Source organism: Nocardia sp. NPDC051900 (assembly GCF_044452545.1).
GTDB lineage: Bacteria > Actinomycetota > Actinomycetes > Mycobacteriales > Mycobacteriaceae > Nocardia > Nocardia sichangensis.
On record NZ_JBITBU010000003.1, the window covers coordinates 469,965 to 495,611 of the forward strand.

24 protein-coding genes, 1 pseudogene and 1 riboswitch are annotated in these 25,647 nt (G+C 68.4%); of the genes and pseudogenes, 9 read left to right on the plus strand and 16 right to left on the minus strand.

The annotated features are described in order from the left end of the window. Positions 1–4: 4 nt before the first annotated feature. From hpt to ACIA5H_RS07000, 4 genes and pseudogenes are all read right to left on the minus strand, one after another. Positions 5–616, minus strand: coding sequence for a hypoxanthine phosphoribosyltransferase (gene hpt / locus ACIA5H_RS06985; RefSeq protein WP_397074518.1), 612 nt, complete (start codon positions 614–616; stop codon positions 5–7). Positions 617–640: 24 nt separating this feature from the next. Beyond that, positions 641–1,600: pseudogene (gene tilS, locus ACIA5H_RS06990) on the minus strand (tRNA lysidine(34) synthetase TilS); the annotation flags it as partial. Between the two features lie 146 nt (positions 1,601–1,746). After that, a complete protein-coding gene (locus ACIA5H_RS06995; RefSeq protein ID WP_379250223.1) occupies positions 1,747–2,856 on the minus strand; it encodes a zinc-dependent metalloprotease in 1,110 nt (369 codons plus the stop codon). 13 nt (positions 2,857–2,869) lie between these two features. Then, complete coding sequence (locus tag ACIA5H_RS07000; protein WP_397074520.1) at positions 2,870–4,309, minus strand: D-alanyl-D-alanine carboxypeptidase/D-alanyl-D-alanine-endopeptidase; 1,440 nt, start codon at positions 4,307–4,309, stop codon at positions 2,870–2,872. A gap of 217 nt (positions 4,310–4,526) precedes the next feature. Here ACIA5H_RS07000 and ACIA5H_RS07005 point away from each other — a divergent pair, with 217 nt between their 5' ends. Further along, positions 4,527–5,018 carry an inorganic diphosphatase gene (locus tag ACIA5H_RS07005; protein WP_355079184.1) on the plus strand — a complete coding sequence of 164 codons (492 nt, stop codon included), beginning with the start codon at positions 4,527–4,529 and terminating at the stop codon, positions 5,016–5,018. Positions 5,019–5,143: 125 nt separating this feature from the next. Here the strand turns inward: ACIA5H_RS07005 and ACIA5H_RS07010 are convergent, their stop codons facing one another. Both ACIA5H_RS07010 and ACIA5H_RS07015 read right to left on the minus strand, forming a co-directional pair. Then, positions 5,144–5,386 carry a hypothetical protein gene (locus tag ACIA5H_RS07010; RefSeq protein WP_067794586.1) on the minus strand — a complete coding sequence of 81 codons (243 nt, stop codon included), beginning with the start codon at positions 5,384–5,386 and terminating at the stop codon, positions 5,144–5,146. A gap of 187 nt (positions 5,387–5,573) precedes the next feature. After that, complete coding sequence (locus ACIA5H_RS07015; RefSeq protein ID WP_397074453.1) at positions 5,574–6,395, minus strand: crotonase/enoyl-CoA hydratase family protein; 822 nt, start codon at positions 6,393–6,395, stop codon at positions 5,574–5,576. Between the two features lie 182 nt (positions 6,396–6,577). On the opposite strand from ACIA5H_RS07015, the gene ACIA5H_RS07020 reads away from it, so the two are divergent. From ACIA5H_RS07020 to ACIA5H_RS07030, 3 genes are all read left to right on the plus strand, one after another. Beyond that, on the plus strand, positions 6,578–6,898 hold the full coding sequence (locus ACIA5H_RS07020; RefSeq protein WP_355079187.1) for a 2-oxo-4-hydroxy-4-carboxy-5-ureidoimidazoline decarboxylase: 321 nt from the start codon (positions 6,578–6,580) through the stop codon (positions 6,896–6,898). Positions 6,899–6,952: 54 nt separating this feature from the next. Next, the gene (locus tag ACIA5H_RS07025) at positions 6,953–7,429 is read left to right on the plus strand and encodes a YbaK/EbsC family protein (RefSeq protein ID WP_379250216.1); all 477 of its coding nucleotides are present in this window, start codon (positions 6,953–6,955) and stop codon (positions 7,427–7,429) included. Between the two features lie 136 nt (positions 7,430–7,565). Continuing rightward, a complete protein-coding gene (locus ACIA5H_RS07030; RefSeq protein ID WP_355079191.1) occupies positions 7,566–8,117 on the plus strand; it encodes a flavin reductase family protein in 552 nt (183 codons plus the stop codon). Positions 8,118–8,246: 129 nt separating this feature from the next. Here ACIA5H_RS07030 and ACIA5H_RS07035 read toward each other — a convergent pair whose 3' ends face one another. Beyond that, positions 8,247–8,846, minus strand: a complete 600-nt coding sequence (locus ACIA5H_RS07035; protein WP_397074456.1) for a Uma2 family endonuclease — start codon at positions 8,844–8,846, stop codon at positions 8,247–8,249. A gap of 77 nt (positions 8,847–8,923) precedes the next feature. After that, entirely contained in the window at positions 8,924–10,243 is a 1,320-nt protein-coding gene (locus tag ACIA5H_RS07040; RefSeq protein WP_397074458.1) for an aminotransferase class V-fold PLP-dependent enzyme, read from the minus strand. Between the two features lie 47 nt (positions 10,244–10,290). Continuing rightward, positions 10,291–10,404, minus strand: a riboswitch (SAM riboswitch). 534 nt (positions 10,405–10,938) lie between these two features. Between ACIA5H_RS07040 and ACIA5H_RS07045 the strand changes: the two genes are divergently transcribed. Continuing rightward, entirely contained in the window at positions 10,939–14,850 is a 3,912-nt protein-coding gene (locus tag ACIA5H_RS07045; protein WP_397074522.1) for a Pls/PosA family non-ribosomal peptide synthetase, read from the plus strand. Next, positions 14,850–16,193 carry a M1 family metallopeptidase gene (locus tag ACIA5H_RS07050; protein ID WP_379250208.1) on the plus strand — a complete coding sequence of 448 codons (1,344 nt, stop codon included), beginning with the start codon at positions 14,850–14,852 and terminating at the stop codon, positions 16,191–16,193. The genes ACIA5H_RS07045 and ACIA5H_RS07050 overlap by 1 nt, the downstream gene beginning before the upstream one ends. Here ACIA5H_RS07050 and ACIA5H_RS07055 read toward each other — a convergent pair whose 3' ends face one another. The 3 genes from ACIA5H_RS07055 to ACIA5H_RS07065 are packed head-to-tail and all read right to left on the minus strand — an operon-like array spanning position 16,194 to position 17,287. After that, on the minus strand, positions 16,194–16,379 hold the full coding sequence (locus ACIA5H_RS07055; RefSeq protein ID WP_355079203.1) for a hypothetical protein: 186 nt from the start codon (positions 16,377–16,379) through the stop codon (positions 16,194–16,196). Between the two features lie 28 nt (positions 16,380–16,407). Continuing rightward, positions 16,408–16,866, minus strand: coding sequence for a DUF2752 domain-containing protein (locus ACIA5H_RS07060; protein ID WP_356963532.1), 459 nt, complete (start codon positions 16,864–16,866; stop codon positions 16,408–16,410). Between the two features lie 49 nt (positions 16,867–16,915). Then, positions 16,916–17,287 (minus strand): glyoxalase superfamily protein, encoded by a 372-nt coding sequence (locus ACIA5H_RS07065; RefSeq protein WP_355079207.1) that lies wholly within the window; start codon positions 17,285–17,287, stop codon positions 16,916–16,918. A gap of 192 nt (positions 17,288–17,479) precedes the next feature. Here ACIA5H_RS07065 and ACIA5H_RS07070 point away from each other — a divergent pair, with 192 nt between their 5' ends. Both ACIA5H_RS07070 and ACIA5H_RS07075 read left to right on the plus strand, forming a co-directional pair. Continuing rightward, positions 17,480–18,532 (plus strand): alpha/beta fold hydrolase, encoded by a 1,053-nt coding sequence (locus tag ACIA5H_RS07070; RefSeq protein WP_397074462.1) that lies wholly within the window; start codon positions 17,480–17,482, stop codon positions 18,530–18,532. A 168-nt stretch (positions 18,533–18,700) separates the two neighbouring features. Continuing rightward, on the plus strand, positions 18,701–19,156 hold the full coding sequence (locus tag ACIA5H_RS07075) for a hypothetical protein (protein WP_356963530.1): 456 nt from the start codon (positions 18,701–18,703) through the stop codon (positions 19,154–19,156). An 8-nt stretch (positions 19,157–19,164) separates the two neighbouring features. Here the strand turns inward: ACIA5H_RS07075 and ACIA5H_RS07080 are convergent, their stop codons facing one another. The 5 genes from ACIA5H_RS07080 to ACIA5H_RS07100 form a co-directional block, all read right to left on the minus strand. Beyond that, entirely contained in the window at positions 19,165–19,806 is a 642-nt protein-coding gene (locus ACIA5H_RS07080) for a hypothetical protein (RefSeq protein ID WP_379250200.1), read from the minus strand. 166 nt (positions 19,807–19,972) lie between these two features. Beyond that, positions 19,973–21,553: an MFS transporter gene (locus tag ACIA5H_RS07085; protein ID WP_397074465.1), complete on the minus strand. Its 1,581-nt coding sequence runs from the start codon at positions 21,551–21,553 to the stop codon at positions 19,973–19,975. 378 nt (positions 21,554–21,931) lie between these two features. Next, positions 21,932–22,924 (minus strand): small ribosomal subunit Rsm22 family protein, encoded by a 993-nt coding sequence (locus tag ACIA5H_RS07090; RefSeq protein ID WP_397074467.1) that lies wholly within the window; start codon positions 22,922–22,924, stop codon positions 21,932–21,934. A 98-nt stretch (positions 22,925–23,022) separates the two neighbouring features. Then, the gene (locus tag ACIA5H_RS07095) at positions 23,023–24,273 is read right to left on the minus strand and encodes a PP2C family protein-serine/threonine phosphatase (RefSeq protein WP_379250195.1); all 1,251 of its coding nucleotides are present in this window, start codon (positions 24,271–24,273) and stop codon (positions 23,023–23,025) included. After that, a complete protein-coding gene (locus ACIA5H_RS07100; protein WP_397074470.1) occupies positions 24,270–25,079 on the minus strand; it encodes an alpha/beta fold hydrolase in 810 nt (269 codons plus the stop codon). The genes ACIA5H_RS07095 and ACIA5H_RS07100 overlap by 4 nt, the downstream gene beginning before the upstream one ends. A gap of 219 nt (positions 25,080–25,298) precedes the next feature. On the opposite strand from ACIA5H_RS07100, the gene ACIA5H_RS07105 reads away from it, so the two are divergent. Beyond that, positions 25,299–25,634: a DUF4333 domain-containing protein gene (locus ACIA5H_RS07105; protein WP_397074472.1), complete on the plus strand. Its 336-nt coding sequence runs from the start codon at positions 25,299–25,301 to the stop codon at positions 25,632–25,634. Positions 25,635–25,647 lie beyond the last annotated feature (13 nt).

Below are 25,647 nucleotides of genomic sequence, written 5' to 3' on the forward strand. Positions count from 1 at the left end.
GGTCTCAGCCGCCGTAGACCTTGGGGTTGAGGGTGCCGATGTAGGGCAGGTCGCGGTAGCGCTCCGCGTAGTCGAGGCCGTAGCCGACGACGAATTCGTTCGGGATGTCGAAGCCGACGTGCGCGACCTCCACCGGCGTGCGTAGCGCGTCGGGCTTGCGTAGCAAGGTGACCACCTCGAGCGAAGCCGGGTTACGGGTGGACAGGTTGCGCTTGAGCCACGACAGCGTGAGCCCGGAGTCGATGATGTCCTCGACGATCAGGACGTTGCGGCCCGCGATGTCCTTGTCCAAGTCCTTCATGATGCGCACCACACCCGAGGACGAGGTCGACGACCCGTAGGACGAGACGGCCATGAACTCCATCTGGGTCGGGATCGGCAGGGCCTTGGCCAGGTCGGTCATGAAGAAGATCGCGCCCTTGAGCACGCCCACCAACAGCAGATCGCCCTCCGGAGCGTCGGGTGGATACCGCTTGGCGATGAGTTCGGCCAGCTCCTGGGTCTTGGCGGCGATCTGTTCCGCGGTGATCAGCACCGACGCGATGTCATCCCCGTACACGTCAGCTGGATTCCTTCCGTGGTGGTGAGCCCGTTCGGCCGGTTCGGTCTGCGTCATCGGTCCGATGCCAACCTCACCCAGCCGCAGTGTCAGCCTGCCATGTTCGCGCCCCGCGACCAACCTGCTACCCGGCCTGCCGCCGCCGACCGCGACGCCGCCCTGCCCGCGCCAAGCCGTAACCAGTTCGTCGACTGCCTGTAAATGCTTGGTGGTCAGGGCTTTCGCACCATGCTCGAGCAGCCATGCCCGAATCGCCCGTTTCCGCAGAGCCGCGGGTGCAGTGGCGAGGGTCTCGATCACCAGCGCCCGCCCATCACCGGCGGTGTGCCGCAGCTCGGCGGCGAGCGCGTCGAGAACCGCCCCGTCCTCCCGCAGTTGTTCGGCCGTACGCGCCAGCGCCGGGGCCACCCCGCCGCCGAGGATCTGCTCCAACAGCGGCAACGCCTCGGTGCGTAGCCGGACCCTGGTGAACTCCGGCGCCGCGTTGTGCGGGTCGTCGTGCGGCGTCACGCCCAGATCGGCGCAAACGCGCCGGGTGGTCTCCCGGCGCAAGCCGAGCAACGGCCGCCCCCACGGCTCGGCGTACGCGGACATCCCTTGGATCGAGCGGCCACCGGAGCCGCGTGCGAGCCCGAGCAGCACCGTTTCGGCCTGGTCGTCGAGGGTGTGCCCGAGCAGCACCGGAAGACCGTGGCGCGCGGAGTCCAGCGCGGCATAGCGCGCCCGGCGCGCGGCGGCTTCCACACCGCCCTCGGTGCCGACTCGGACCGCGAGCACGCGCGCGGACCGGCAGCCGAGGGCGAGCGCGTGTGCCGCGGCCTCGGCGGCGACGGCGCCGGAACCGGGTTGCAGGCGATGATCCACCACCAAGGCGTCGACCGCGCTCGTCTCGACCACTGCCGCTGCGGTGAGGGCCAGCGAATCCGCGCCGCCGGACAGCGCCACCGCGACCGCCTGCTCCTCGGTCTCACGCGGCCCGAACCTGCTCAGCCAATCCCGGACCGCTCTACGGACGGCCAGCACAGCGGCGGTCTCGGGCAATCGCCGGGCGGCGGACGGCCGCCCGGATCCGGATGTCCCGCTCTCCGGCCCGAAGCGCCCGGGTGTCGTTCCTGGCGCACGCCCCATGGGCGCAGCCTACCGGCCGACCGCGCACGGCGAGTCGCCGCCGAGCCGGAAACCCTCGTTCAGTCGAGTACTCGTTCGATCCAGCGCTGCGGCTGCTCGATCTCGTCGGTGCGCGGCAGCGTGTCGGCTTCGGTCCACACCGTGTTGAACCGCGTCATCCCGACGGTGGCGACCACCTCATCGACGAATTTCTTGCCACGCACGTACTGGGCGACCTTCGCGTCCACGCCGAGCAGCGCGCGCAGGAGTCGCTGCACCGGGTTGGTCGGACGCCTGCGGCGCTGGTCGAACGCGGTGCGGATCTGCTCGACCGACGGGACGACCGCGGGACCGACCGCGTCCATGACGTGATCGGCGTGCCCCTCCAACAGGGTGCCGAGCATGAGCAGCCGGTCCAGCGCCGCACGCTGCGGCGGCGCCTGGGTGGCACGCAGCAGCCCGACCACACCGCGCGCGGCCGGATCGTCGGGTGCGGTTCCGCGACGGCGGTCGCGCACCTCGTCGACCAGCCGGGACAGCATGTCGCTCACCGGCTCGTCACCTGCCTCACCGAGCACCTCGACGTTCGCGCGCATGTATTCGCCGAGCCAGGGCGCGGAGGAGAACTGCACCCGGTGGGTCACCTCGTGCAGGCACACCCACAGCCGGAAATCGCTCGCCGACACCCCGAGCGCCCGCTCCACCGCGACGATGTTCGGCGCGACAAGCAACAGAGTGCCGTCCGGCCCCGTGAACGGGTCGTATTGACCGAGGATCGCGGTGGACAGGAAGGCGAGCATGGCGCCCGCCTGCACCCCGGCGGGTTTGCCCGCGAAGAGCTTGCGGTCGCCCTGTGCCTCATCCGCCCCGGTGAGCTGGGCCATCGAGTCGGCGGCGGCCGTGATCCACCCCGGCCGGTCGACGATTCTGGCCGCCGGGACCGGCCGGTCGTCCAGCAACCCGCTGACCTCGCGCACCGGCGCCTCGGCCCGCACGGAGGCATCGGCGAGCTCGGCGACCACCTGCTCGGCCGAATAGCGCGACGTGCGCGGACCCGCGGGCACCAGAACGGAGCCGGTCCGCGCGGCCAAACGCCAGTCGACCACGCCGGACAGGCCCGAGCGGAGTTTTCGCCGCTCGACCGCACCGGCGGAGCCGAAATCGGCTGTCTCGGAACCTTGCTGGGTCATGATCAACCACCCGTCACGAGCATCCACAGTTTCGCAGCGTGCCTGCGATCGCGTCCAACGCGGGCCTGCTCACCTCCGGTGGTCGATCGTTCGACATCAGTGCGAAGGTCAGCACCCGCCCATCGGCGTCCAGCACATATCCGACCAACGCGCTGGAGACCGACAGAGTTCCGGTCTTGGCTCGCACCCAGCCCGCCGCCTGACGATCCCGGGTGACGTAGCGGCTGGTCAGCGAGCCCGTGGCGCCGGCGACCGGCAGGTTGTCGAGCATCGGCGTCAAGGTCGCCACGACCCGGCCGTTCTCGGGCTGGGCCTTGGCGCCTGCCGGTCGCACCGCCGCGGCGCCGGTGGGCTGGGCCGCGGTCGCCACGACCCGGTCGAGCAAGCGCGCGGGAATCCGGTCGTCTACCGAAAGCCCGCTGCTGTCGTGCATATCCAGGCCGGACAGATCGAAACCGGCCTTGCTCAGCGCCGTGCGCACTGCGGTGACCCCGCCGGTGAAGGAGGCCTCGCCGCCGGTGGCGGTCGCGATCTCCCGGCCGATCGCCTCGGCGAGCACGTTGTCGGAGTAGACCATCATGTCGCGCAGCCGGTCGCGCAGCGGCGCCGAACGCACCGAGGCGACCTCGGCCGCGCCCGCGGGTGCGGCGCCCGCCCGGACCCGCGCCGGGTCGAGCCCCAGTTCGGTGGCCAGCCGCCGTCCCGCGTCCAGAGCGGGCGTCGCGGTGCGCGGCGAGTACTCGACGAGCGGTTGCAACCGGCCGCCGTCGATCATCACCGGCTCGATCGGGGCGATGGAACCCTCGGGGATGTCGACCGGGTCCCAGCCCTGCGCCATGGTCGGGCCGGTGTAGGCGGAGAGGTCGACGACGATCGTGTCCACCGCGCGGCCCGCGGACTTGATCTGGGTGACCAGGTCGGACAGACGCGGTCCGTTCGGGTAGTACCCCTTGCCGTCCGGCTGCGCGGTGAGCGTCGGATCGCCGCCGCCGACCAGCACCAGTTCGTTCGGCGCGGCACCGGCGACCACCTTCGTGGTCACCCGTTGCTCGGCGGGCAGCGTGAGCAGAGCGGCGGCGGTGGTGAGGATCTTGGCGGTGGACGACGGGATCATCGGCCGGTTCGCGTCACCGCTCCACAGCACCGTGCCGCTGTCGGCGTCGGTCACCTGGCCCGCGAACGCGCCGAGGTCCGGATTGGCGATCACCGGGGCCAGCGCGGCGGCGATCCCGGCGGAACTCGGCGCGGAACCGGTGGGCCGGGCCGGGGCGACCTGCCCGGACGGCTCGGTCGGCGCGGGCGGGGCGGCGATGGTCAGGCCACCGTGCCGGAACTCCTCGGTCCACGGCCGCACCGCGAGCAGTGCCACCGCGGCGGCCACGGCCAGCACGACAAGCACGGTCGAGATCAACAGCCATCTGTTGCGGCGCCGCCGGGCGGCCAGCCCACCGATGTTCTCGTTGCCACCAAACACGTCGCCGCCGCTCTCCTGACCGATTCCCGCAGCAGCCGCCTGCCGCACCCATGTCCCCGACGACCACACTATCCTCGTTGCGCAACCGTTCCCCTGAACAACCTGGCGAGTCGGCGCACTCCGCAGCGGCCGAGTCGGCAGTCGCCGAATAGCAGCCGAGTGGCAGAACTCGGCACCGATGCACGAAGGAGATGGCGTGGAGTTCGACGTCACGATCGAGATCCCCAAGGGTTCCCGGAACAAGTACGAGGTCGATCACGAGACCGGCCGGGTCCGGCTCGACCGGTTCCTGTACACGTCCATGGTCTATCCCGCCGACTACGGCTACATCGAGAACACCCTCGGCGAGGACGGCGACCCGCTGGACGCGCTGGTCCTGCTGCCCGATTCGGTGTTCCCCGGCGTGATCGTGGAGGCCAGGCCGGTCGCCATGTACAAGATGACCGACGAGGCGGGCGGCGACGACAAGATCCTGTGCGTGCCCGCGGGCGACCCGCGCTGGGACCACATCCAGGATCTGAAGGATGTCCCGGAGTTCGAGCTGGCCGCGATCAAGCACTTCTTCGAGCGCTACAAGGATCTCGAGCCCGGCAAGTTCGTCAAGGGCTCGGAGTGGGTCGGGCGGGCCGAGGCCGAGGCCGAGGTGCAGGCGTCCATCCAGCGGTTGAAGGACCAGGGCGGGCACTGAAGCCCTTCGGGCACAACGAAAGCGGGGAGTCCGGCAGATACCGGACTCCCCGCTTCGCGGTCGGGGTCACGAAAGGCGAAAAGGGACACCCGGAATCCGGATGCCCCTTCTCTGTGACAGGTGGCTCAGTAGTAGATGTACAGGTCGTAGCCGTCCCAGGTCTCGATGCACTCCCAGTAGTAGCCGCCGGTGCTCGGCGACTCGCCGTCGGCCCGGCACGCGCTCAGCGTGGCGTAGGTGCCGACGTAGGTGCCGCCGTAGGCGACCTCCTGGTAAACCGGTGCGGCGGAGGCCGAAGCGGCCGTCGACACCCCGGCGACGGCAGCGGTGGCCAGCAGACCAGCGGCGAAGAAGGACTTGATACGCATCGCTCTTGCTCCTGAATGCGAGATGAAATTTTTGACACCTCAAACGATATGGGCGATCGGCATCTCGCACAGCCACCCCTAGGGTGAGGGCAACGCAACCCTGAGGCGAATCACCTTGCCCACCCTCGATACCCACCCTTGGGGTCGGTGGCGGCGCACTCGCCCGGATGCGAGCGCGCCGCCGGTGTCAGTGGCCGCGGAATTCGGGCGCGCGCTTCTCGAAGACGGCCTTGACCGCCTCGGCGAGGTCCTCCGACGGCAGGAACGCGGCGTTCCACGCGGAGACGTAGCGCAGGCCCGCGGCGATCTCGTCCTTGCGCCGCTGCTCCAGCACGTCCTTGACGCCCTGCACCACCAGCGGCGGGTTCGCTGCGATCTCCCGCGCGGTGGCGTGCGCCGCGTCCAGCACCGCCTCTTGGTCGGGGAAGACGTCGTTGACCAGGCCGATCTTCTCCGCGCGCGCGGCGTCGATGTCCTTGGCGGTGTAGGCGAGTTCGCGCAGGTGTCCCTCACCGATGATGCCGGGCAGCCGTTGCAGCGAGCCGACGTCGGCGACGATCGCGACCTTCGCCTCGCGCAGACTGAACTTCGCCTCCGCGCTGGCGTAGCGGATGTCGGCCGCCGCGATGAGATCCAGCCCGCCTCCGATGCACCAGCCGGACACCGCCGCGATCACCGGCTTGTGGCAGTCCGCCACGGCCGTGATCGCGGCCTGCATCTTGCGCACGTCGACGAGGAAGTCGGTGCGAGGGGCGGCCAGCGCGCGATCGGCCAGCAACGGGCCGAACGTGCCGCTCATCGCGGGCAGGTCCAGACCGTAGGAGAAGTGTTTGCCGGAGCCGGTCAGCACGATCGCGCGCACCTCCGGATCGGCGTCCAGCGCCTGGAACACTTCCGGCAGCTCGCGCCAGAAGTCGGGACCCATCGCGTTGCCCTTGCCGGGGCCGATCAACGTCACCTGCGCGACGTGATCCTTCGTTTCGACGGTGAAAGCCTGCCAATCTGTCATTTGTACAGCGTATCGAGACAAATCGGAGCCCGTGTCCCGACCCGGTAATGCGCGACTCGGAAAGAAAACCCCGCCGCGTGTAAACCCTGCGCAAATTCGCAATGGTGTACTGGTCCGCGGTGGACAGAACAGCGGATCATGAGCAAGTCAGCAAACCTCATTCACCGGCTTCGGAGGACGTCATGCTGATGCATCGCGGGATCGGTCTCGACCGCTTCAACGAAATGCCACGCGGCCGCGCGGTGCACGCGCTGTACGAGTGCTGCTGCAACGTCACGTGGGCCGCGACACTGGCCGACGCTCGCCCCTATTCCGATCGGGACGCGCTGCTGAGCAAGGCCGATGTCGAACTGCTCGCGCTGTCCCAGCGGGACGTCGACCGCGCCTTCGAAGGGATTGCGCACGAACCGGTCTCGGCGCGAGACGTGACCGAACTCGCGCGGATAACCCGTGGGCGGATCGCCGGGATGCTCGGCCCGGCCGAGGGCTATCCGGAATACTGAGCCGACCGCGTGACTTCCCCGGCGTCCCGACCGCAATCGCTCTACCCTGGTGGGATGCGCAGGTCGTCATTGCCACCGGTCGCCTGCCGGGTCGCGGACACCCTCATCTCCCGGGGCCATCACGGTCTCATCGTGGCCCAGCCGGAGCCCACCCACACCGCCGACGACGCCGCGCGGGCGCTCGGCGTCGACGTGGGCGCGATCACGAAGTCACTGGTGTTCCTGCTCGACGACGACCCGGTGTTGCTGCTGGTCTCGGGGGCGCACCAGGTCGACCTGGTGAAGACCGGCGCGCGTCTGGAAGGGACGCTGACCCGCGCCCCCGCCGACATGGTGCGCCAGGTGACCGGTCAGCCCATCGGCGGCGTCGCGCCGGTCGGCCACCCGACCAACCTGCCCACTTGGGTCGACAACGCGCTGGCGCACCATCGGGAGGTATGGGCGGCGGGCGGGCATCCGAACACCATTTTCCGCACGTCGTTCCCGGAATTGCTGCGGATCACCGCGGGCTTGCCGATCGACGTCGACTAACTGGCGCCGGCGTCGCGAGATCGCGCCGGAGGCCGCGAAACTTCGATACTCGATGTCCGCCCGGTCCAGCGACGACCGGGGTCGCGTTCGACATGTGCCACCGCCGCGGGCCGTGAGACCCGCGTAGTTTCGTGTTGTGACCGAAGCACCGCGGCCCGAGACGGAACTACAGGTTCCGGACGATCTGAGCGGCATCACCGCGGAGCAATATCGCGCGTCGATGCGCCACTATCCGGCCGGCGTCACCGTCGTCACGCTGCGTTCTCCGCAGGGGCCGGTCGGCTTCACCGCGACTTCCTTCGCCTCGCTGTCGCTGGACCCGCCGCTGGTGTCGTTCAACATCGCGCACACCTCCTCCAGCCTGTCCGGCATGCTGGACGCCGAGTCCGTCGTCATCCATTTCCTCGGCGAACACCAGCAGCACCTGGCCCACCGGTTCTCCCGAACCGCGGAGGAGCGTTTCACCGACCGATCGCTGTGGACCGCCCTCGACACCGGCGAACCGGTCCTGCACGGCACCCCGATCTGGCTGCGCGCCACCGTGCACCAACTGATCCCCATCGGCGACCACACCTTCGTAGTCGGGTTGGTCACCCGGGTACATGACAACACCGACGAGAAGCCGTCCGCCGCGCCGCTGCTGTACTACAACGGGCGCTACTACCGGCCGACCGCCCTCGGCGACTGATCCCGAAGTTCCGCTCCCTCTTTGCGTACTTGCACCGTCGGCTCCGGGTCGAGCACACGGGCCAGCTGATTCACCACAGGAAGACTCGGCACCATTTCACGCATCGATGGGCTGTGCTCGCCGGGCGTCTCAGGCCCCGTCCAGCACGGCGAAATCGACGTTGACCGGGAACGGGTCGGTCAGACGAAGCACTTCCTGGTGCGTCTCCGCCAATCGATAGCTTCGGCTGGCCCAGTCGAGGCGATATTCCTGGATGATCTTGACCTTGCGATCAGCGGCCAAATGCACGATCAGATAGATCGGGATTCCCTCGTTCGCGTACTCCGCGCACTTGTCCACGGTGTCGGTGTATTCGGACCCGGGCAAGACCACCTCGACCACCAGCAGCACATCCGCCGTCGCCAATTTCCGGTCCCCGTCGATACAGCGATGTAAGGCGACGTCCGGGCGGCGAAAAGAGAACCCGGGGCTCGCCGGACGACTCCGCACGTAATGCATCTCGAAGTCGGTCACCACACCGGTGCACGGCTCCTCGGGGGCGGCCTGCTCCAACGCGTTCGCTAGTCGCCTGGCCACATTGTTGTGCTCGAAAGTTCCGCTGCGGCAGACGATCACGTGGCCGTCCACCACCTCGATCTGCCGCTGGATGTCCTCCGGGAGCGCGGTGTAGCCCTCCTCTGTGATGAGAAGGGCGCCCGGATCGGTGGCCCACACGGGCAGGGTGCTCATGAGTCCGCCTCGAGGTCGGGTTGCCGGATACGGCGATAGTATCCGCCGTGACCGCGCGGATCAGGTGCGGTGTGGTTTCAGCCCACCAGGCAGGGAGCCGCGCCGGTGGGGGCGGTGGAGGTGAAGGGGCGCGTTTCCGGGGTCGGGTTCCATACGCCGTTCTCGGCGGCGTAGTCCCAGGTGGGGCCCGTCGTCACGAGGGTGGCGATCGCATCGATCAGGCGGTCCACGTCGGCGGAGGTGGTGCCGAGGCCGATGCTCGCGCGCAGTGCGCCGTCCAAGCCGAGGCGGGTGAGCAGCGGGTGGGCGCAGAAGCGTCCGTCGCGGACACCGATACCGTGTTCGGCGGAAAGATAGGCGGCGACCTGGCCGGGGGCGAAATCGTCCAGCGTGAACGCGACGATGCCGACGGAGTCGGGGCTGTCGGTCCAAATGCGCAACAGCCGAACGCCAGGAATCTCGGCCAAGCCGTCGCGGAGACGGTCGGCGAGCCTATGTTCGTGCGCGGCAAGGGTTTCGGCGTCGATGGCGCTGAGCGCGTCGCAGGCGGCGGCCAGCGCGGCGGCGCCGAGCACGTTCGGCGACCCGGCTTCGTGCCGCTGCGGAGCGGGCGCCCACTCGGCCGCGTCGGTACTCACCTCACGCACCGCGCCCCCGCCCGCGAGGTAGGGCCGCGCCGTGTCGAGCCAATCCCGTCTGCCCACCAGCACACCCGAGCCGAACGGCGCGTACAGCTTGTGGCCGGAGAACGCCAGATAGTCGATTCCGCTGGCGCGCAGGCTGATTCGACGATGCGGAGCCAGCTGGGCCGCGTCCACCAGGATTCGGGCGCCGCACTGGTGCGCGACGGTGGCCAGTCGCTCCAGCGGAAGCACCTCGCCGGTCACATTCGACGCACCGGTCACCGCGAGCAGTGCGGCGGGCCTGCTACACAGTTCGGCCACCAGCCTGCCGATGGTCTCCTCCACCGTGTCGGCGGCCTGCACGACCCGTCTGCCCTGCCTGGTCCAGGGCAGGAAGTTGGCGTGGTGCTCGATGTCGAGCACCACGGTGTCGCCGGGCACGCAGGACGCGAGCAGGTTCAGCGAGTCGGTGGTGTTGCGGGTGAACACCACCACTTGATCGTCGGCGGCGTCGAGGAACCGGGAGACCGATCCGCGGGCGGCCTCGTAGCACTCGGTGGAGATCCGGGAGGCGTAGCCCGCGCCGCGATGCACGCTCGCGTAGTACGGCAGCAACTGCTGCACCCGGTCGGTGACCTGCGTCAACGCCGGTGCGCTCGCCGCGTAGTCGAAGTTGGCGTAGGTGGCCGTTCCGCCTTGCACCAGCGGAACGAGCAATTCGTCGCCGGAGACCCGGGCGAGAGCGGCACAGGTGTTGTCGACAGTGGTAGTCATCACGTGAATCCCGTCGGCTCAGGGACCCGCAATCGCATGATTCGTCGAGTCCGCGCTTGCCGCGCCCGGTCGGGCGGCGGCCGGGTCGTCACCCGGAGCACCCCACCGCGGAGGAGGGTTGCCGGCCAGCAAGCCGGGGCTTCGCGCTGGCACTCATGACCTGACCCGAGGGTGGCAGAAGCGCCCCGGCGCTGTCAACCACGTTCGACCCCGAGTCCCCAGGAGCACCGCGTGGAGATAACCACCAGGCGTGCGCCTTTACAAGCATCCCGACGACAGCACGCGCGCCGCTGCCTCGGGATCCCACCCGCCCCTCGGCAACTGACGCCTTCGACCGCGCTCCGAGGCGGCGGACCGGTCGCAGGCGCCACGAGCCTCGACGCCGCACGCGCCCATCCCGAGGTCCGCACCGCTTCGATGAGCGGAATCACACCCGCACACGAGCGATCTCCCGGCGAACCCGAGGGTCGACGGACCGACCAGCGATTGCCCTGTGGCGGCGGCGAATATCGATCCCACCTGCAACAACGCGCACGGCGCCCGCCGATCCGGCGTCCGCTCCGGTGAACAACGAACGACGACAACCCCGGGTACCGTGGACAACTGGCCATCGTGGCGTTTGCCCTTTGGTAACCCAGCTATGACACAACAACGGGAAAGTGTGAGGCGAGTCGATGGGAGGTGCGCAGAGCACCATGCTCGAGATAGACGTCGACGCGCCCGCGGGCCCGTTGTCGCGCGGTGACCGCGCGCCGGAGGCCAGGACACTGGTCGACATCCTGACCGCGACGGCGCTCGCCCACCCCGACGCCCCTGCCATCGATGACGGCCGAGTAGTGCTCTCCTACCTGGAGCTGGTCGTCGAGATCGAGAAGACCATGGCCCGTCTCGCCACCGCTGGTGTGCGACCGGGCGACCGGGTCGGCGTACGCATACCGTCGGGCACCCGTGAGCTCTACGTGACCATCCTCGCCGTCCTGTACTCCGGCGCGGCCTACGTGCCGGTCGACGCGGACGACCCGGACGAGCGCGCCCAACTGGTCTTCGGCGAGGCGCAGGTCACCGCGATCGTGACCGCGGCGGGCATCGAGACCACCGCCGCGGGCATACGCGCGGCGGAAGAGCAGCGCGAGGAAAGCTGGTCGACGCTGCCGACTCCCCGCGACGACGCCTGGATCATCTTCACCTCGGGTTCCACCGGCACCCCGAAAGGCGTTGCCGTCACCCACCGCAACGCGGCCGCCTTCGTCGACGCGGAAGCCGACCTGTTCCTTCAGGACGCCCCGATCGGCCCGAGTGACCGTGTGCTCGCCGGATTGTCGGTCGCCTTCGACGCGTCCTGCGAGGAGATGTGGCTGGCCTGGCGCAACGGCGCCTGCTTGGTGCCCGCCCCGCGTGAGCTGGTGCGCACCGGCGCCGATCTCGGTCCCTGGCTGGTGCGGCGGCGGATCACCGTGGTCTCGACCGTCCCGACCCTGGCGGCGACCTGGCCGGTCGAGGCGCTGGAGGCGGTGCGCCTGCTCATCTTCGGCGGCGAGGCCGTCCCGCCGGAACTCGCCGAGCGTCTCGCCGGAAACGGTGATGTGGCGCGCGAGGTGTGGAACACCTACGGCCCCACCGAAGCCACGGTCGTCGCCTGCGCCGCGCGGTTGGACGGCCAGTGGCCGATCCGAATCGGATTGCCGCTCAACGGCTGGGATCTGGTCGTCGTCGATGCGGCGGGTAACCCGGTGGCCGAGGGGGAATCCGGCGAACTGGTGATCGGCGGCGTCGGGCTGGCCCGCTACCTCGACCCGGCCAAGGACGCCGAGAAGTACGCGCCGCTGGCCTCCGTCGGCTGGGAACGCGCGTATCGCAGCGGCGACCTGGTGCGCAACGACAGCGCCGGTCTGGTCTTCCTGGGCCGCGCCGACGATCAGATCAAGCTGGGCGGGCGGCGCATCGAACTCGGCGAGATCGATAACGCTCTGCAACACCTGCCCGGAGTCACCGGCGCCGCGACGGCCATCCGCACGACAAAAGCGGGCAACAAGCTACTGGTCGGCTATCTGACCGGACCCGGACCGGATTTCGATGCCAAGGCCGCGCGCGCGGTCCTCGCCGGACAGTTGCCCGCGCCGCTGGTGCCCCGGCTCGCGGTGGTCGACGAACTGCCCACCCGCACCTCCGGCAAGGTCGACCGCGACGCGCTGCCCTGGCCGCTGCCCAACGCCGCCGAGGACGACGACGACAACGACCTGACCGGCACGGCCCTGTGGATCGCCGGACTCTGGGACGCCATCCTCGGCGCGGAGGTCGGCGATCTCGACGCGGACTTCTTCGACCTGGGCGGCGGTTCACTCGCGGCGGCCCAGCTGGTCACCGCCTTGCGCGAACGGTATCCGCAGATCGCCGTCGCGGACGTCTACGACCATCCCCGCCTGGGCGCGCTCGCCGAGCTGCTGGAGCAGACCACGCCCACCGTGGCCGTCGCCGACCGGACGGTGCGGCCGACGCCACCGCTCGCGCAAGCCGCGCAGGTACTCGCCACCATCCCGCTCACCACCCTCACCGGCCTGCAGTGGCTCACCTGGCTGGCGATCGTCGGCAACATCGCGGCCTGGTCCGGGTCGCTGCCATGGCTGCCACAGCTGTCCTGGTGGTGGACGGTGGTCGCGTTCCTGCTGTTCATCTCGCCGCTCGGCCGGATGACGATCTGCGTGGCCGGCGCGCGGCTGCTGCTGCGCGGCGTCCGGCCGGGGCGCTATCCGCGCGGGGGCTCGGTGCATCTGCGGTTGTGGGCGGCCGTGCGCCTGTCCGAGGCCAGCGGCGCGGAGAATCTGTCCGGCGCCCCCTGGATGGTGCCGTTCGCCCGCGCGCTCGGCGCGAAGATCGGCAAGGGGGTCGACCTGCACAGCCTCCCGCCGGTGACGGGGATGCTCGAACTGGGCGACGGTTGCAGCGTGGAGCCGGAGGTCGACCTGTCCGGCTACTGGATCGACGGCGACGTGGTGCATCTCGGCCCGATCACCGTCGGCCCCGGCGCGGTGGTCGGCTCGCGCTCGATCTTGTTGCCCGGCACGAAGATCGGCAGGAACGCCGAGGTGGCGCCCGGCTCCGCGGTGGCGGGCAAGGTGAAGGCGGAACAGGAGTGGGCCGGTTCGCCCGCGGTGAAGGTGGGCAAGGCCCAGCACCGCTGGCCCGCGCACACGCCGGCTCGAGCCCGGCGCTGGGTCGGCGTCTTCGGTGTCACATCGATGGCGCTGGCCGCCATGCCGATTCTCGGCATCGGCGCCGGTGGCGCGTTCCTCGCCTGGTTCGTTCGCGACACCCGCACGCTCGCGGGCGGCGTCGCGCGCGCATTCGTCGTGCTTCCTTTCGCGACCCTGCTCAGCCTGGGCGTCTACGCCGCGGCGACCATCGTCGCGGTCCGGCTGCTGAGCATCGGCCTGACCGAGGGCTATCACCCGGTGCGCAGCCGGGTCGGCTGGCAGGCATGGGCCACCGAGCGCCTGCTGGATTCCGCACGCACTTTCCTGTTCCCGCTGTATGCCAGCCTGCTCACCCCGCTGTGGCTGCGCTTGCTCGGCGCGAAGGTGGGCAAGAGCGTCGAGGCCTCCACGGTGCTGCTGCTGCCGAAGTTCACCACCGTCGCCGACGGGGCGTTCCTGGCCGACGACACCATGATCGCCGGTTACGAACTCGGCGGCGGCTGGCTGCACATCGGTGCGGCCAAGGTCGGCAAGCGCGCCTTCCTCGGCAACTCCGGCATGACCGCCCCCGGGCGACGGGTCCCGAAGAACGGGCTGGTCGCGGTGCTGTCGGCGGCGCCGTCCAAGGCGAAACCCGGCTCGTCCTGGCTGGGCAGCCCACCGGTCCGGCTGCGCCGCGCCGCGGAGAACGCCGACACGGCGCGCACCTTCGATCCGCCTGCCCGCCTGCGCGTCGCCCGCGGCATCGTCGAGACGTGCCGCTTGATCCCGGTTCTGGTGACCTTCGCGATCGGTCTCGGCGTGCTGTGCACCCTCGCGTGGCTCGCGCAAACCTTCGGCCACCTGACCGCCGGGCTGCTCAGCGGACTGGTGCTGCTGGCGGCGGGCGGCGTCGCGGGGGCGACCTCGGTGGCCGCCAAGTGGTTGCTGGTGGGGCGGATCCGCGCCGAGGAGCATCCGCTGTGGAGTTCGTTCGTCTGGCGCAACGAGGTCTCCGACACGTTCGTGGAAACGGTTGCCGCACCATGGTTCGCGCGCGCGGCGACCGGGACGCCCGTCCTGAACCTCTGGCTTCGCGGTCTCGGCGCGGGCATCGGGCGCGGGGTATGGTGCGAGTCCTACTGGCTACCGGAGGCGGACCTGGTGACTCTCGGCGACGGCGCGACCGTGGAACGCGGATGTGTGGTGCAGACCCACCTGTTCCACGACCGGATCATGGCCATGGACTCCGTCACCCTCGGCGCGGGCGCCACCCTCGGTCCGCACTGCGTGGCACTGCCCGCCTCGACGCTCGGCGACGGCGCGACCATCGGCCCGGCTTCCCTGGTCATGCGCGGCGACGCGGTGCCCGCCTCGACGCGCTGGTGGGGCAACCCGATCGCGCCCTGGTTCACGGGCGATCCCGGGGCACGCTGATGGCGGGCAAGTTCTACGAAGCCCCCATCGACGAGTACCTCCCGCAGAACGGCAACCGGGGGTATCGCGTTTCCCGGTACGAGCTGGAACTGGCCTATCGGGTGTCCGCCAACCGGCTCACCGGGCGCGCCGAGATCACCGCCGTGACCACCGAGGCGCGCACCAGGTTCGCACTCGATCTCGGCCAGGCGCTGAGCGTGTCGAAGGTGTCCGTCAACGGGATCAAGGCCGCGAAATTCGCCCATCAGCACGGCAAGTTGGTCGTGACGCCGCAACAGCGGATTCCGGCGGGCGGCGTGCTCGCGCTGGTGGTGCAGTACGGCGGCACCCCGAAACCGGTGCGCGGGCCGTGGGGCGAGGTCGGGTGGGAAGAACTCACCGAAGGCGCGATCGTGGCCAGTCAGCCCAATGGCGCGGCGTCCTGGTTCCCGTGTGACGACCACCCGAGTTCCAAGGCCAGCTACCGGATCTCGATCACCACCGATTCGCCCTACTACGCGGTGGCCAACGGAACCTTGCTGCGCAAGCAGACGAAGTCCAGTCAGACCACGTGGGTGTACGAGCAGGCCGAGCCGATGTCGAGCTACTTGGCCACCATCCAGATCGGTCACTATCGCAAGCACCGCATCGGTCCTTCGCACGCGGTGCCGATGCAGGCGATCCTGCCTGCGCGGCTGCGCGCCAACTTCGACCACGACTTCGCTCGTCAGCCGAGGATGCTCGAGGTCTTCAGCGAGAAATTCGGCCCCTACCCTTTCGCGGACTACACCGTCGTCGTCACCGACGACGAACTGGAGATCCCGATCGAGGCGCAGGGCATCTCCATCTTCGGCGCCAACCACTGCGACGGCCGCCGCGGCGCGGAACGGCTGGTCGCGCACGAGCTGGCCCACCAGTGGTTCGGCAACAGCCTGACCATCCGGCAGTGGCGGGACATCTGGCTGCACGAAGGCTTCGCCTGCTACGCGGAATGGATCTGGTCGGAGGCCGCGGGCGGGCCGACCGCCGATCAGCTGGCCCGCGCCGCACGGCACAACCTGGCCCGCGAGCCCCAGGACATCGTCATCGGCGATCCTGGACCGCAGCGGATGTTCGATGACCGCGTCTACAAGCGGGGTGCGCTCACCCTGCACGCTTTGCGCCTGGAACTCGGCGACTCGACCTTCTTCGACCTGCTCCGGGAATGGACCATTCGCTACCGCCACTCGTCGGTGACCACCGAGGAATTCACCGACCTGGCCGGGCACTACAGCCTGGTGTCGCTACGCCCACTGTGGGACAGCTGGCTGCTCGCCGAGCGACTACCGCAGCTGCCTCCCTACGGCGGCGCATCGACGGCCTGATCAGAAGACCAGATAACGCGCGGCGAGTTCCTCGACCAGCGGATCGTCCTCCGGCACGTTGGCCAGCGCGTCCAGATCGGTCTCCACGGCGATCTGCCGGGGGTCGTCGTGCTCGGTGTCCCGCGGGTCCTCGATGAGCTGGCGCAGCAGTTTCTGCTGCACCCTGGTCTTCAGCGAATCTCTCATACCTGGGGGCTGCCCGTACATTCGCGTGTTACACCGGTGTGAACAGGGTTCCCCACGGCGTATTGCGTACCACCGTGTAGATCGCCAGCAATGCGAAGAACGTCCACATGGTCGTCCGGCTGATCGACGGCAACCGCATCTTCCGGCCGCGCCACCCCTGAACCGTCCAGTCCAGCACCCACACCGCGAACGCGAGAACCAGCGGAAGCGCGAGCAAGTTGCTGTGCAGAGCATCGATGACGTGCCCGTCGGTGAGGTTGTGCACGGCGCGCATCCCGCCGCAGCCGGGGCAGTAAAAGCCGGTCAGCGCGTACACCGGACAGGTGCCGTAGGAGCCCTCGACGTGCGGATCGCGCAGGTGCAGCAATACGCCGACGCCCACCCCGACACCCGCCACCAACAGCGGAAGCGCCGCCCCGCGCCACCCGGTCTTCGGCTCGGTTCCCGGGTCCGTCACGGGCCCGGAGGCAGGGTGCGCGATGTCCACGAGTCAACCGTAACCGGGCGATGAGGCGCGCCGCCACGGCAGCGCCCCGCTACTTCGGCTGCGCGAACCGCAGCACATTGCCGGACGGGTCGGCAAGGTCGAATCCCGGACCGCCCGGACCGTCTTCCGGACGACCAGGGTCGGCGTAGCGATAACTCTTCGCGGCGAGCTCGGCATGCCAGGCGAAGACATCGCCGACCGCGATCCACACGACGCTGCCCGGGGTGCCGTCCCCGTGGTGTTCGCTCAGGTGAAGGGTCGCCTCGGCCCGGGAGAACTGCGCGTAGAGCGGGAAGTCAGCACCGAATCGATGCTCCCAGTCCACTGCGAAGCCCAGGTAGTCCCGGTAGAACTCGTAGGTCCGCACGACGTCGAACATGCGCAGCACGGGAATCGGCGCGGCGAACTCGATAGCGGTCATGCCGCGATCTTGGCATCGCGGTCCGACAGCCCAAACGAAGCGCGTCTGACTTTTTCTTTCGAAATGATCTTTTGCCGTACCGAATCCGGGGGTACTCCCCGATATAGACCAGGAATACCGTCGTACGGCGCTAACACTAGCAAGCACCGCTGCTTGCACTGTACGGTGACGGTGGACACAAAGGAGTGCCTGATGCTGGTGAAGTCGATGAGGACGCTGGCGGACGCGCATAACGGTGCGCTCACCGCCGATTACCGTGCCGGACTGCGGTCCCGTACCTTCCGTACCGCGTCGTTGAACGCGCCGACCGCTCGCCACGCGGTCATTCCGGTCACCACCAAAGACGGCGCTCGCTTGCGAGTACACGCGTACGGCCCGGCACAGGGCGATGTCATCGTCCTGATCCACGGCTGGAGTTGCAGCATCGAGTACTGGAACCCGCAGATCAACGCGTTCGCCGACCGGTACCGCGTGGTCTGCTACGACCAGCGCGGGCACGGCGCGAGCGAACTCGGCAAGTCCGTCCTCAGCAAGGAGTCGCTGGCCGACGATCTGTCGGCCGTGCTGAACGCCACGCTGCGTCCCGGACAGCGGGCCGTGCTGGTCGGCCACAGCATGGGCGGTATCACCGTGCAGGCGTGGGCCGCTCGCTATCCGGAGCAGGTCCGCAAGCAGGCTGCGGCCGCCGTCCTGTTGAACAGTACGTCGGGCAACATCCGCTACGACACCGATCTGCTTCCCCTGCTGAACAAGCCGTTGACCTTGGCGGACCGCCCGATCACGGTGTTCGGTGCAACGGTACGGATGCCCATGATCGTCGCCGAGACGCTGCTCACCGCCCCCGTCCCGCTGCCCGGCGGCTGGCCGACGAGCGCGCTGCTCAAGGCGCGCGTGATGAACCCGCACGCAACCGCGGACCAGGTCGAGTTCGCGCTCGGCATCGTGCGCTCGTGCCGACCGCTCACCCGGGGCAGGCACGCCGCCGCACTCGCCGACATGGATCTCGCCGAAGCGGCCGCCTCCCTCACCGTGCCCACCACGGTGATCGCGGGCGCCCACGACCGTTTGCTGCCCGAGCGCATGTCGCGCCGCATCGCCGACGCGCTCGCGGAAGCCGGTCATTTGGCCGCCTACCACGTCTGGCCCACCGGGCATCTGGGCAATATCGAAGCCGCCGACCGCTTCAACGCGGAATTGGCCGCCATCGCCGAGCGCGCCCACCTGCGCTCCGCAGCCGTCGGCTGACCCCGGAGACTCGCGCCCGCGAAAAACGCTGTCGCGCATCGTGAATTTCCGGCGCGCCGACACCAGATCGCCGCCGCCCACCGCACCCTTCGTACGCTCCCGTTAACACTCGGCGAACTCATGTCGACACAGCAGGCAGACAGTTCGAGTCCGACGAAGGGAGCAGCGGTGGATGTCCGGCATGGTGTAGCGGTCATAGCTCTGGCCATCGGCACACTCGGTGTGACCGCCCCGGTGGTATCCGCGCTTCCTCTCGGCGTCCCCCCGGCACGAACGCTCTGCGACGGTGGCGGCGCGGGCATCGGCATGATCGCCGCCTACTACGACCCCGACCGCAACTACTCCGGTCTGCCCACGCTGTGGATCCGCCCCGAGTTCGTCTTCGCGCCCGACCGGCCCGGCGGCTCCTGCGGCGTGGAAGTCACGGTTTCCTGGCGAAATTCCGACACCGGCGTGTACGGCACCCTGCCACCGATCCGGGTCGACGACAGCACACCGGCCGAGGAGAACGTGGCAGGCTCATGGATACCGGTGCCCATTCCCTCCGGTCTGGGCCGCGTGGAAGTCCTGATCGCGACGGACGCTCCCCACGTTCCCGGAAAGGGAGTCTTCGTCGTGACGTAGTCGGCGGCTCAGCCGGTGCCGCGGCGTGACTTCATTTTCCGAACCCATTGGGCGATGGCCGCCACGGCCGAGAACATCGCCGTCGCACCGGCGAACAGCGCGGTACCGGTGAGTTTCGCGGTCTCGAACTCGACCTTTCGCAGCCCTGGCAGCGGATATTGCCCGTTGCCTGAAGCCCATCGGATCACGTAGCCGACCTGCGTGCCGAGGTCGGTGGGCGGGCCGGAGCCGATCATGGAGCGCAACTCCGGCCCCTTGCTGTTGAGATAGACCAGCGTGAAGGCGATGAAAAGCGCCACCGCCACCGCCGAACCGGTCGTCAGACGCGCGAGTGCCTCGGTGCGGGACCATAGATTGGCCAACGCCGCGAGCACCGTGAGGAAGATCGCGATGGTGGCGAAAATGGCCCATGTACCGCTGAGATTGGAGTGCGCGGGCGGATTCTTCGACCAGAGCCCCACGAGCGTGGTGGTGATGTGGGTCTGGCCGAAGGCGTTGCTCCAGATCGTGCCATCCGGTCCGCCGGTGGCGAGCCACGGCTTGAACAGCAGGGTGAACGTGACGATGCTTCCGACCGCGGCACACAGATAACCCGAGTTGTCCCGGAGCAAGACCACCAGCGGTTGCGCTGCCGCCCGGATTTGCGGCAACCGGGTCTGGAGTTTCGGCGGCCGCCCCCGAAGTTTCGGCAACCGCGACCGGAGTCTGGCGACGTCTACCCGGCGTTTCCGAGTACCGCCCGGCGAGCGGCTCGTCGCCCCCGCCTGTTGCTGCCGATCTCGATTCGCTCGCCAAGGAGTTGGCTGCACCATGTCGCTAATCGCCCTTCATCGATTCGACAACTGATGGACCGCCAGATATCGGCTCGCTGAGCAGCGGCTCTTGCGTGGGCGGCTCCTCGTGTCGACCGTCGACGGCCACCCCTGGGGCAGTCGCCGTTGGTTTCGCCACGGACAGCGGATCCGCGATGTCCTCCAAGGACTGCCCCTCGGCGTTCACTCCGAAGAACCAGGCGACCAGGCCACCGAAGATCATGAACCCGGCGCCGATGAGGTACCCCACCGTGAGCGGGAACCGGTCGGGGCTCGGGTTGTCCGCGCCGCCGACCAGATGCCCGAAGAGGAACGGCGCGACGACTCCGCCCGCGCCCTGCGCGATGGCGAAGAAGAACGAGATGGCCTGACCACGCAGTTCCAGCGGGAAGATCTCGCTGACCGTGAGATAAGCAGACGACGCGCCCGCCGAGGCGAAGAAGAAGATGACACACCAGAAGATGGTCTGGGTGGTGGCGTTGAGAATGCCCGCATTGAATGCCCACGCGGAAACGAAGAGCAACAAACCGGAGCCCACATAGGTGGCACAGATCATCTTCCGGCGGCCGATACTGTCGAAGAGCGGGCCGAGTACCAGTGGGCCGATCAGATTGCCGACCGCGAACGGGAAGAAATAATAGCCCGTGTGATCGGCCGGCACGTTGTAGAAATTGATCAGCACCAGGCCGACGGTGAAGAAGATCGCATTGTAGAGAAAAGCCTGCGTAGCCATCATCGTGAATCCGAGAAAGGAACGCGATGGGTATCGTCCGAAGAAGATCCGGGCCATCCGCAGGTAGGAGAGCCGATCCGCGTCCACGATGTCCAAGGCTTTGCTCTCGTCGACCGCGGGGAGCTCGATCCCCCGACTCCGCAACTGCCCTTCGATCTCGTCGACGGTCCGCTCCGCTTCCTCGGCCCGCCCGTGGGTGAGCAGCCAGCGCGGGCTCTCCGGAATGTGCCTGCGCAGGAAGATGATGATGAAGCCGAGGACGGGTCCGATGAAGAATCCGATACGCCATCCCCAGCCGGTCGGGACGAATCGCTCGTTGAACAGGATCAGGCTCGCCGCCGCTCCCAATGCCGCGCCACCCCAGTAGGTGCCGTTGATCGCGATGTCGACCCGGCCCCGATATCTGGAGGGCATGATTTCGTCGATCGCCGAATTGATCGCCGTGTATTCGCCACCGATTCCGGTGCCCGCGATGAAGCGGAACAAGTACAGCGACCATGCGTTCCAGGAGAAACCGGCCAACCCACTACCGATCAGATAGATCGCCAGGGTCAGTATGAACAGCTTCTTGCGACCGAGCCGGTCGGTGAGCCTGCCGAACACGAGTGCGCCGACGACCTGACCGGCCAGATACCACGAGGCCATCGCGCCGACCTGCCCGGAGGTCAGATGCAGCGTTTCGACGTCTTGCAGCGGTCCACCCATGCTGCTGACGATCTGGATCTCGATTCCGTCCAGGACCCAGGAGACCCCGAGCCCGACGACGATGAGCCAGTGGAACTTGGTCCACGGAAGCCGGTCCATCCGAGCGGGAACCAGACTTCGTACGACCTTGGTTTGCGTTTCCAGCACTTGACGGATCACCTCGATTTCAGAAGAAGGCCGGACCGTCGAGGGGCCTGCGCCGAGCCCCCGACCGAGCGCCACATAGGGATCACCTCGCCCCCTCACGAACTCGACCAGTGGGCGGGACCGACGCCCGGAACGCGGAAGCCCCAGCACAGCGCGGTCGTGAGCCGGGATCGCGCCTCGACATCTGCACTGGTGTCGCTCCTCAACGGCCTGAGCGGAACACGGTTACGCCCGATTTACGTAAATATTGGATCGTTGTGAATTGTGCCACTAGTTGGCGGCTCATTAAAGCCCGGCATCCTTCCGGCCCCCAGGCGACGCTCGGCGCGGCTTGCCGAGCGGCGGGTCAGGCGGGGATCAATCTTCGAGCAGTGGCGATCAGTCCGCCGAGCGGTGGGATGGTGGCCAGGCGTCGCCCCATTCCGCGTTCCTTGCCTCGCGGTACGCCTCGCCCTGTCGCTTCGAGACGAGGGTTTGCCGCACGCCGTCATCGGCCGTGCAGACTTCCAGCGTGACCAGGCCCTTACGTTTGAGCGGATGTCGCAGGATTCGACCCGCGGCGGGGGCGTGCGCGGTCCGAGAGGCGATCACATAGGAGAACTTCTCGTCTTCATGGCCGAGTTCGCCGCCCTTCAACCGCCGGTGCAGGGACGTCCGGTTGATTCGCGTGCTGAAATGGCACCAGTCCGTCCCCGCGGCGAGCGGGCACATCTGTTGGTGCGGGCAGGGGGCCACGACCGTCAGACCGGCTTCGATCAAGACGTCGCGGGCGGCGAGGATTCTGCGATGGCCGTCCGGAGTTCCCGGCTCGATGACGGCTACCACTTCCGCCCCCTCGGTCGCCCGGGCCACCAGATCGGCTTGGTCTGCCTCGGAGAGTTCGCTCAGCACATAGGAAATCGTGACGAGGTCCGCTCCGCCGAATGCTTCCTGAGCGGCGAAGGAGGTCCGCCGCCACACGGCGGAACGCATCGCCGCGGAGGTGGCGTCGGACGCGAGCTTGCGCCCTAGAAGCAGTGCTTCGTCCACCTGATCCAGTACGGTCGCCTCGGCCAGGGAGGGGAACAGTTCGCTCGCTGCCCATAGCGCCGCGCCGGTGCCCCCGCCGACGTCGAGCAGTGTCTCCGGCCGAAAGCCGGGCGCCCGCTCGGCGAACCGCTCGAGCGCACTGTGCACAGCGGCCCACGTCGCGGGCATGCGATAAGCGGCGTAGGCGGTGACATCTGCGGTCGAAGCGAGAATCGGCGCCGCCGCCGGACGCGGGTCCCGGTAGCGCGAGATCAGCCGGTCGACCGAGGTGGCAAGCTGCCGCTGGGGAACGCCCGCGCATGCCCGGTCGAGGGCCTCGACAAGTTCGACGGGCAGTTCCACCCGAGATAACTCCTCTGGTCTGTGATGGCCGGCCCGTCATTCTGTCATTGCGGTGCCGACCCTACTTTCCAGGCGCTGTGCGGCAGCGTTCCAGTGCGTCACGCCTGGGGCGGAGGTAGCGCGTGGATGGCGAGGAGGGCGGTGTCGTCCTCCACCCCTGGTCCGAAAGAGTCGAGCAATTCCCGGATGGCTTCGATACCGCCGGACGCCGTCACGGGCGCCAGCGCGCGAACGAATTCGACGAGGGCTTGGTCGCCGTAACGACCGCCGTTCTCCGTGACGCGAGCTTCGGTGAGTCCGTCCGTATAGAGCAGCAGCGTGTCCCCGGCCTCCAGCCGGAAGCTTCTTGTGACGATCCGGGCGTGCGGGATCGCCCCGATCAGCTGGCCACCCTGGGTGTGCATCTCTTCCACATCGCCGTCGGAACGCAGGAGCAGCGCCGGCGGGTGCCCGCCGCCTGCCAATGTGATGTCGCAACCGCCGCGATCGGCAGTGGGACGGATGAGCCCGAAGATGATCGTGCAGAACCGGGGCCTGTGACCGTGGTATCGCTCGGTGAGCGTGGTGTTGAGCGTGTCCAGCACTGCGGCCGGGTCGTGGGTGTAGGCGGTGGCCGTGCGCAGTGTGTAACGGGCCAGTGAAGTGAGTGCCGCGGCAGGAGCTCCTTTGCCACAGACGTCGCCCAGGAACATTCCCCAGGTGTCGGCAGTGATGGGGAACAGATCGTAGAAGTCGCCGCCGACCTCGTCGGCAGAGGCGATGTGGTAGTACGCGGCGACTTCGACGCCGGGAACCTGAGGCAGTTCGGGCGGTAGCAGGGTGGTCTGCAAAGTGGCGTTCAGACGCTGGAGGCGTTCGCGCTCTTGCTCGGCTTCGCGCCGTGCCCGCAGCAGCTCCGTCTCATAAGCCCGGCGCTCGCGGGCGTCGAAGACGGTGGTGCGAATCAGTAGCGGTTGCCCCTCACCGCCGGTCTTGACATGTGAGCTCACCAGGACCGGTAGTCGCCGACCGTCGGCGGTCTTCATTTCCAGGGCAATGCCACTGATATCGCCCTGCATCCGCAGCAGAGGCGCGAAGTGGGTTTCGTGATAGAGGCGACCGCCCACGGTGAGCAGGTCGGAGAAGTGTTTGCGTCCCACCAGTTCGTCGCGCCGCCAGCCAAGCCAGTCCAGCAGCGTGGCGTTCACTTTGGCGATGCGGCCGTCCAGCGAGGTGGAGAGGTATCCGCAGGGGGCGTTCTCGTACAGGTCCTCGGCGCTGTCCTCCAGTAGCGCGGCGAACACCGCGTCGTCATCCGCCCCCGCTCCGAGAGCGCTGGCGCCGTCTCGGTCGCCCGCCGCGCTCGTCATCCGGTTTCCGCAGCGAAGGCGGCGATGGCGGCGGCGGTCTCGTCGGGAGAACTGAGCTGCGGGCAGTGTCCGGTCGCGGCGAGCGTGACCAGCCGACTGCCCCTGATCCGTTCATGGACGAACGCCCCGACCTCGGGTGGGGCGATGGCGTCGGCCGAGCACTGCAGAACCAGCGTGGGTACACCCACCGCGTCCAGATCGTCCCGGTTGTCGGAGAGGAACGTGACGCGTGCGAAGACGCGCGCGATCTCGGGGTCGGTGCGGCAGAAACTATTGGTGAGTTCCTCGGCCAGCTCCGGCCGGTCCGGGTTGCCCATGATTACCGGCGCCATCGCGCCCGACCAGCCCAGATAGTTCGCATCGAGCGCCTCCAGCAGTTCCTCGATGTCGGCGGCGCTGAAACCGCCTCGGTACCCGGTGGCCGGATCATCGATGAAACACGGCGAGGGAGTCACCAGTACCAGTCCGGCGAATGCCGCGGGCTCGCGTGCGGCAGCCAGCACTCCCATCGTCGCACTGACCGAATGCCCTACGAAGACCACCGGCCCCAGTTCCAGCTCGCGAAGTAGCGCCAGCACATCCTCCACGTAGCCGTCCATGCTGGAGTAACGCGACGGCGTCCACGCCGAGAGATCCGAGCGGCCCGCACCCACGTGGTCGAACAGGACGACGGTGAAGTCACGCTCCAGAACCGGTGTGACCAGGCGCCACATGTGCTGGTCACACCCGAATCCGTGGGCGAGCACGACCACCGGTGCGCCGATCTTGCCGCGCACGATCACGTGGTTCCTGCTCAACACCGCCACACAGACACCTTCGCAGAAAATCTGCGCTGACGCCCACCACCGATCATTTGCCGGGTTGCCGGAATACTTTCCCGCTCGGGTGAGGCTCCCGGGCAGCAGCGGAGTGGATGACATCCGGCACGGCGGACCGCCGCCTCGCGCACTGGCGCGATCGGCCGCTTTCTGACTGATCAATCGATGGTCTTGCCAAGTCCTTCAGGGGTGGATAGGACTATCGGCGTGGTTGATCAACAGAACGTAGCCCGCACTGTCATAGCGGTTTCCTCGGCCGTGGTCGCCGTCTGCGCGGTGGCGGTGACGGTGAAGCTGATGGGCGCCGATCTCGACCCGGTCCAACAACCGCGGGTGTTCGATCAGACAGCGTTGGAGCAGCAGGTGGCGAACAGGCTGCAAGGCGTGGGGGATCAACCTGCCGGTCGAGTGACCTGCCCCGGTTCTGTTGTGGTCCAGGTAGGCAACCAGTTCAAATGTCAGGCCTGGACGTACCTTCACTCGAAGGATGTGCTTGTCGAAGTGATCAGCGACCAGGGCGAGATCTCGGTGACCCGTTCGTAGCACCCGAGGCCCG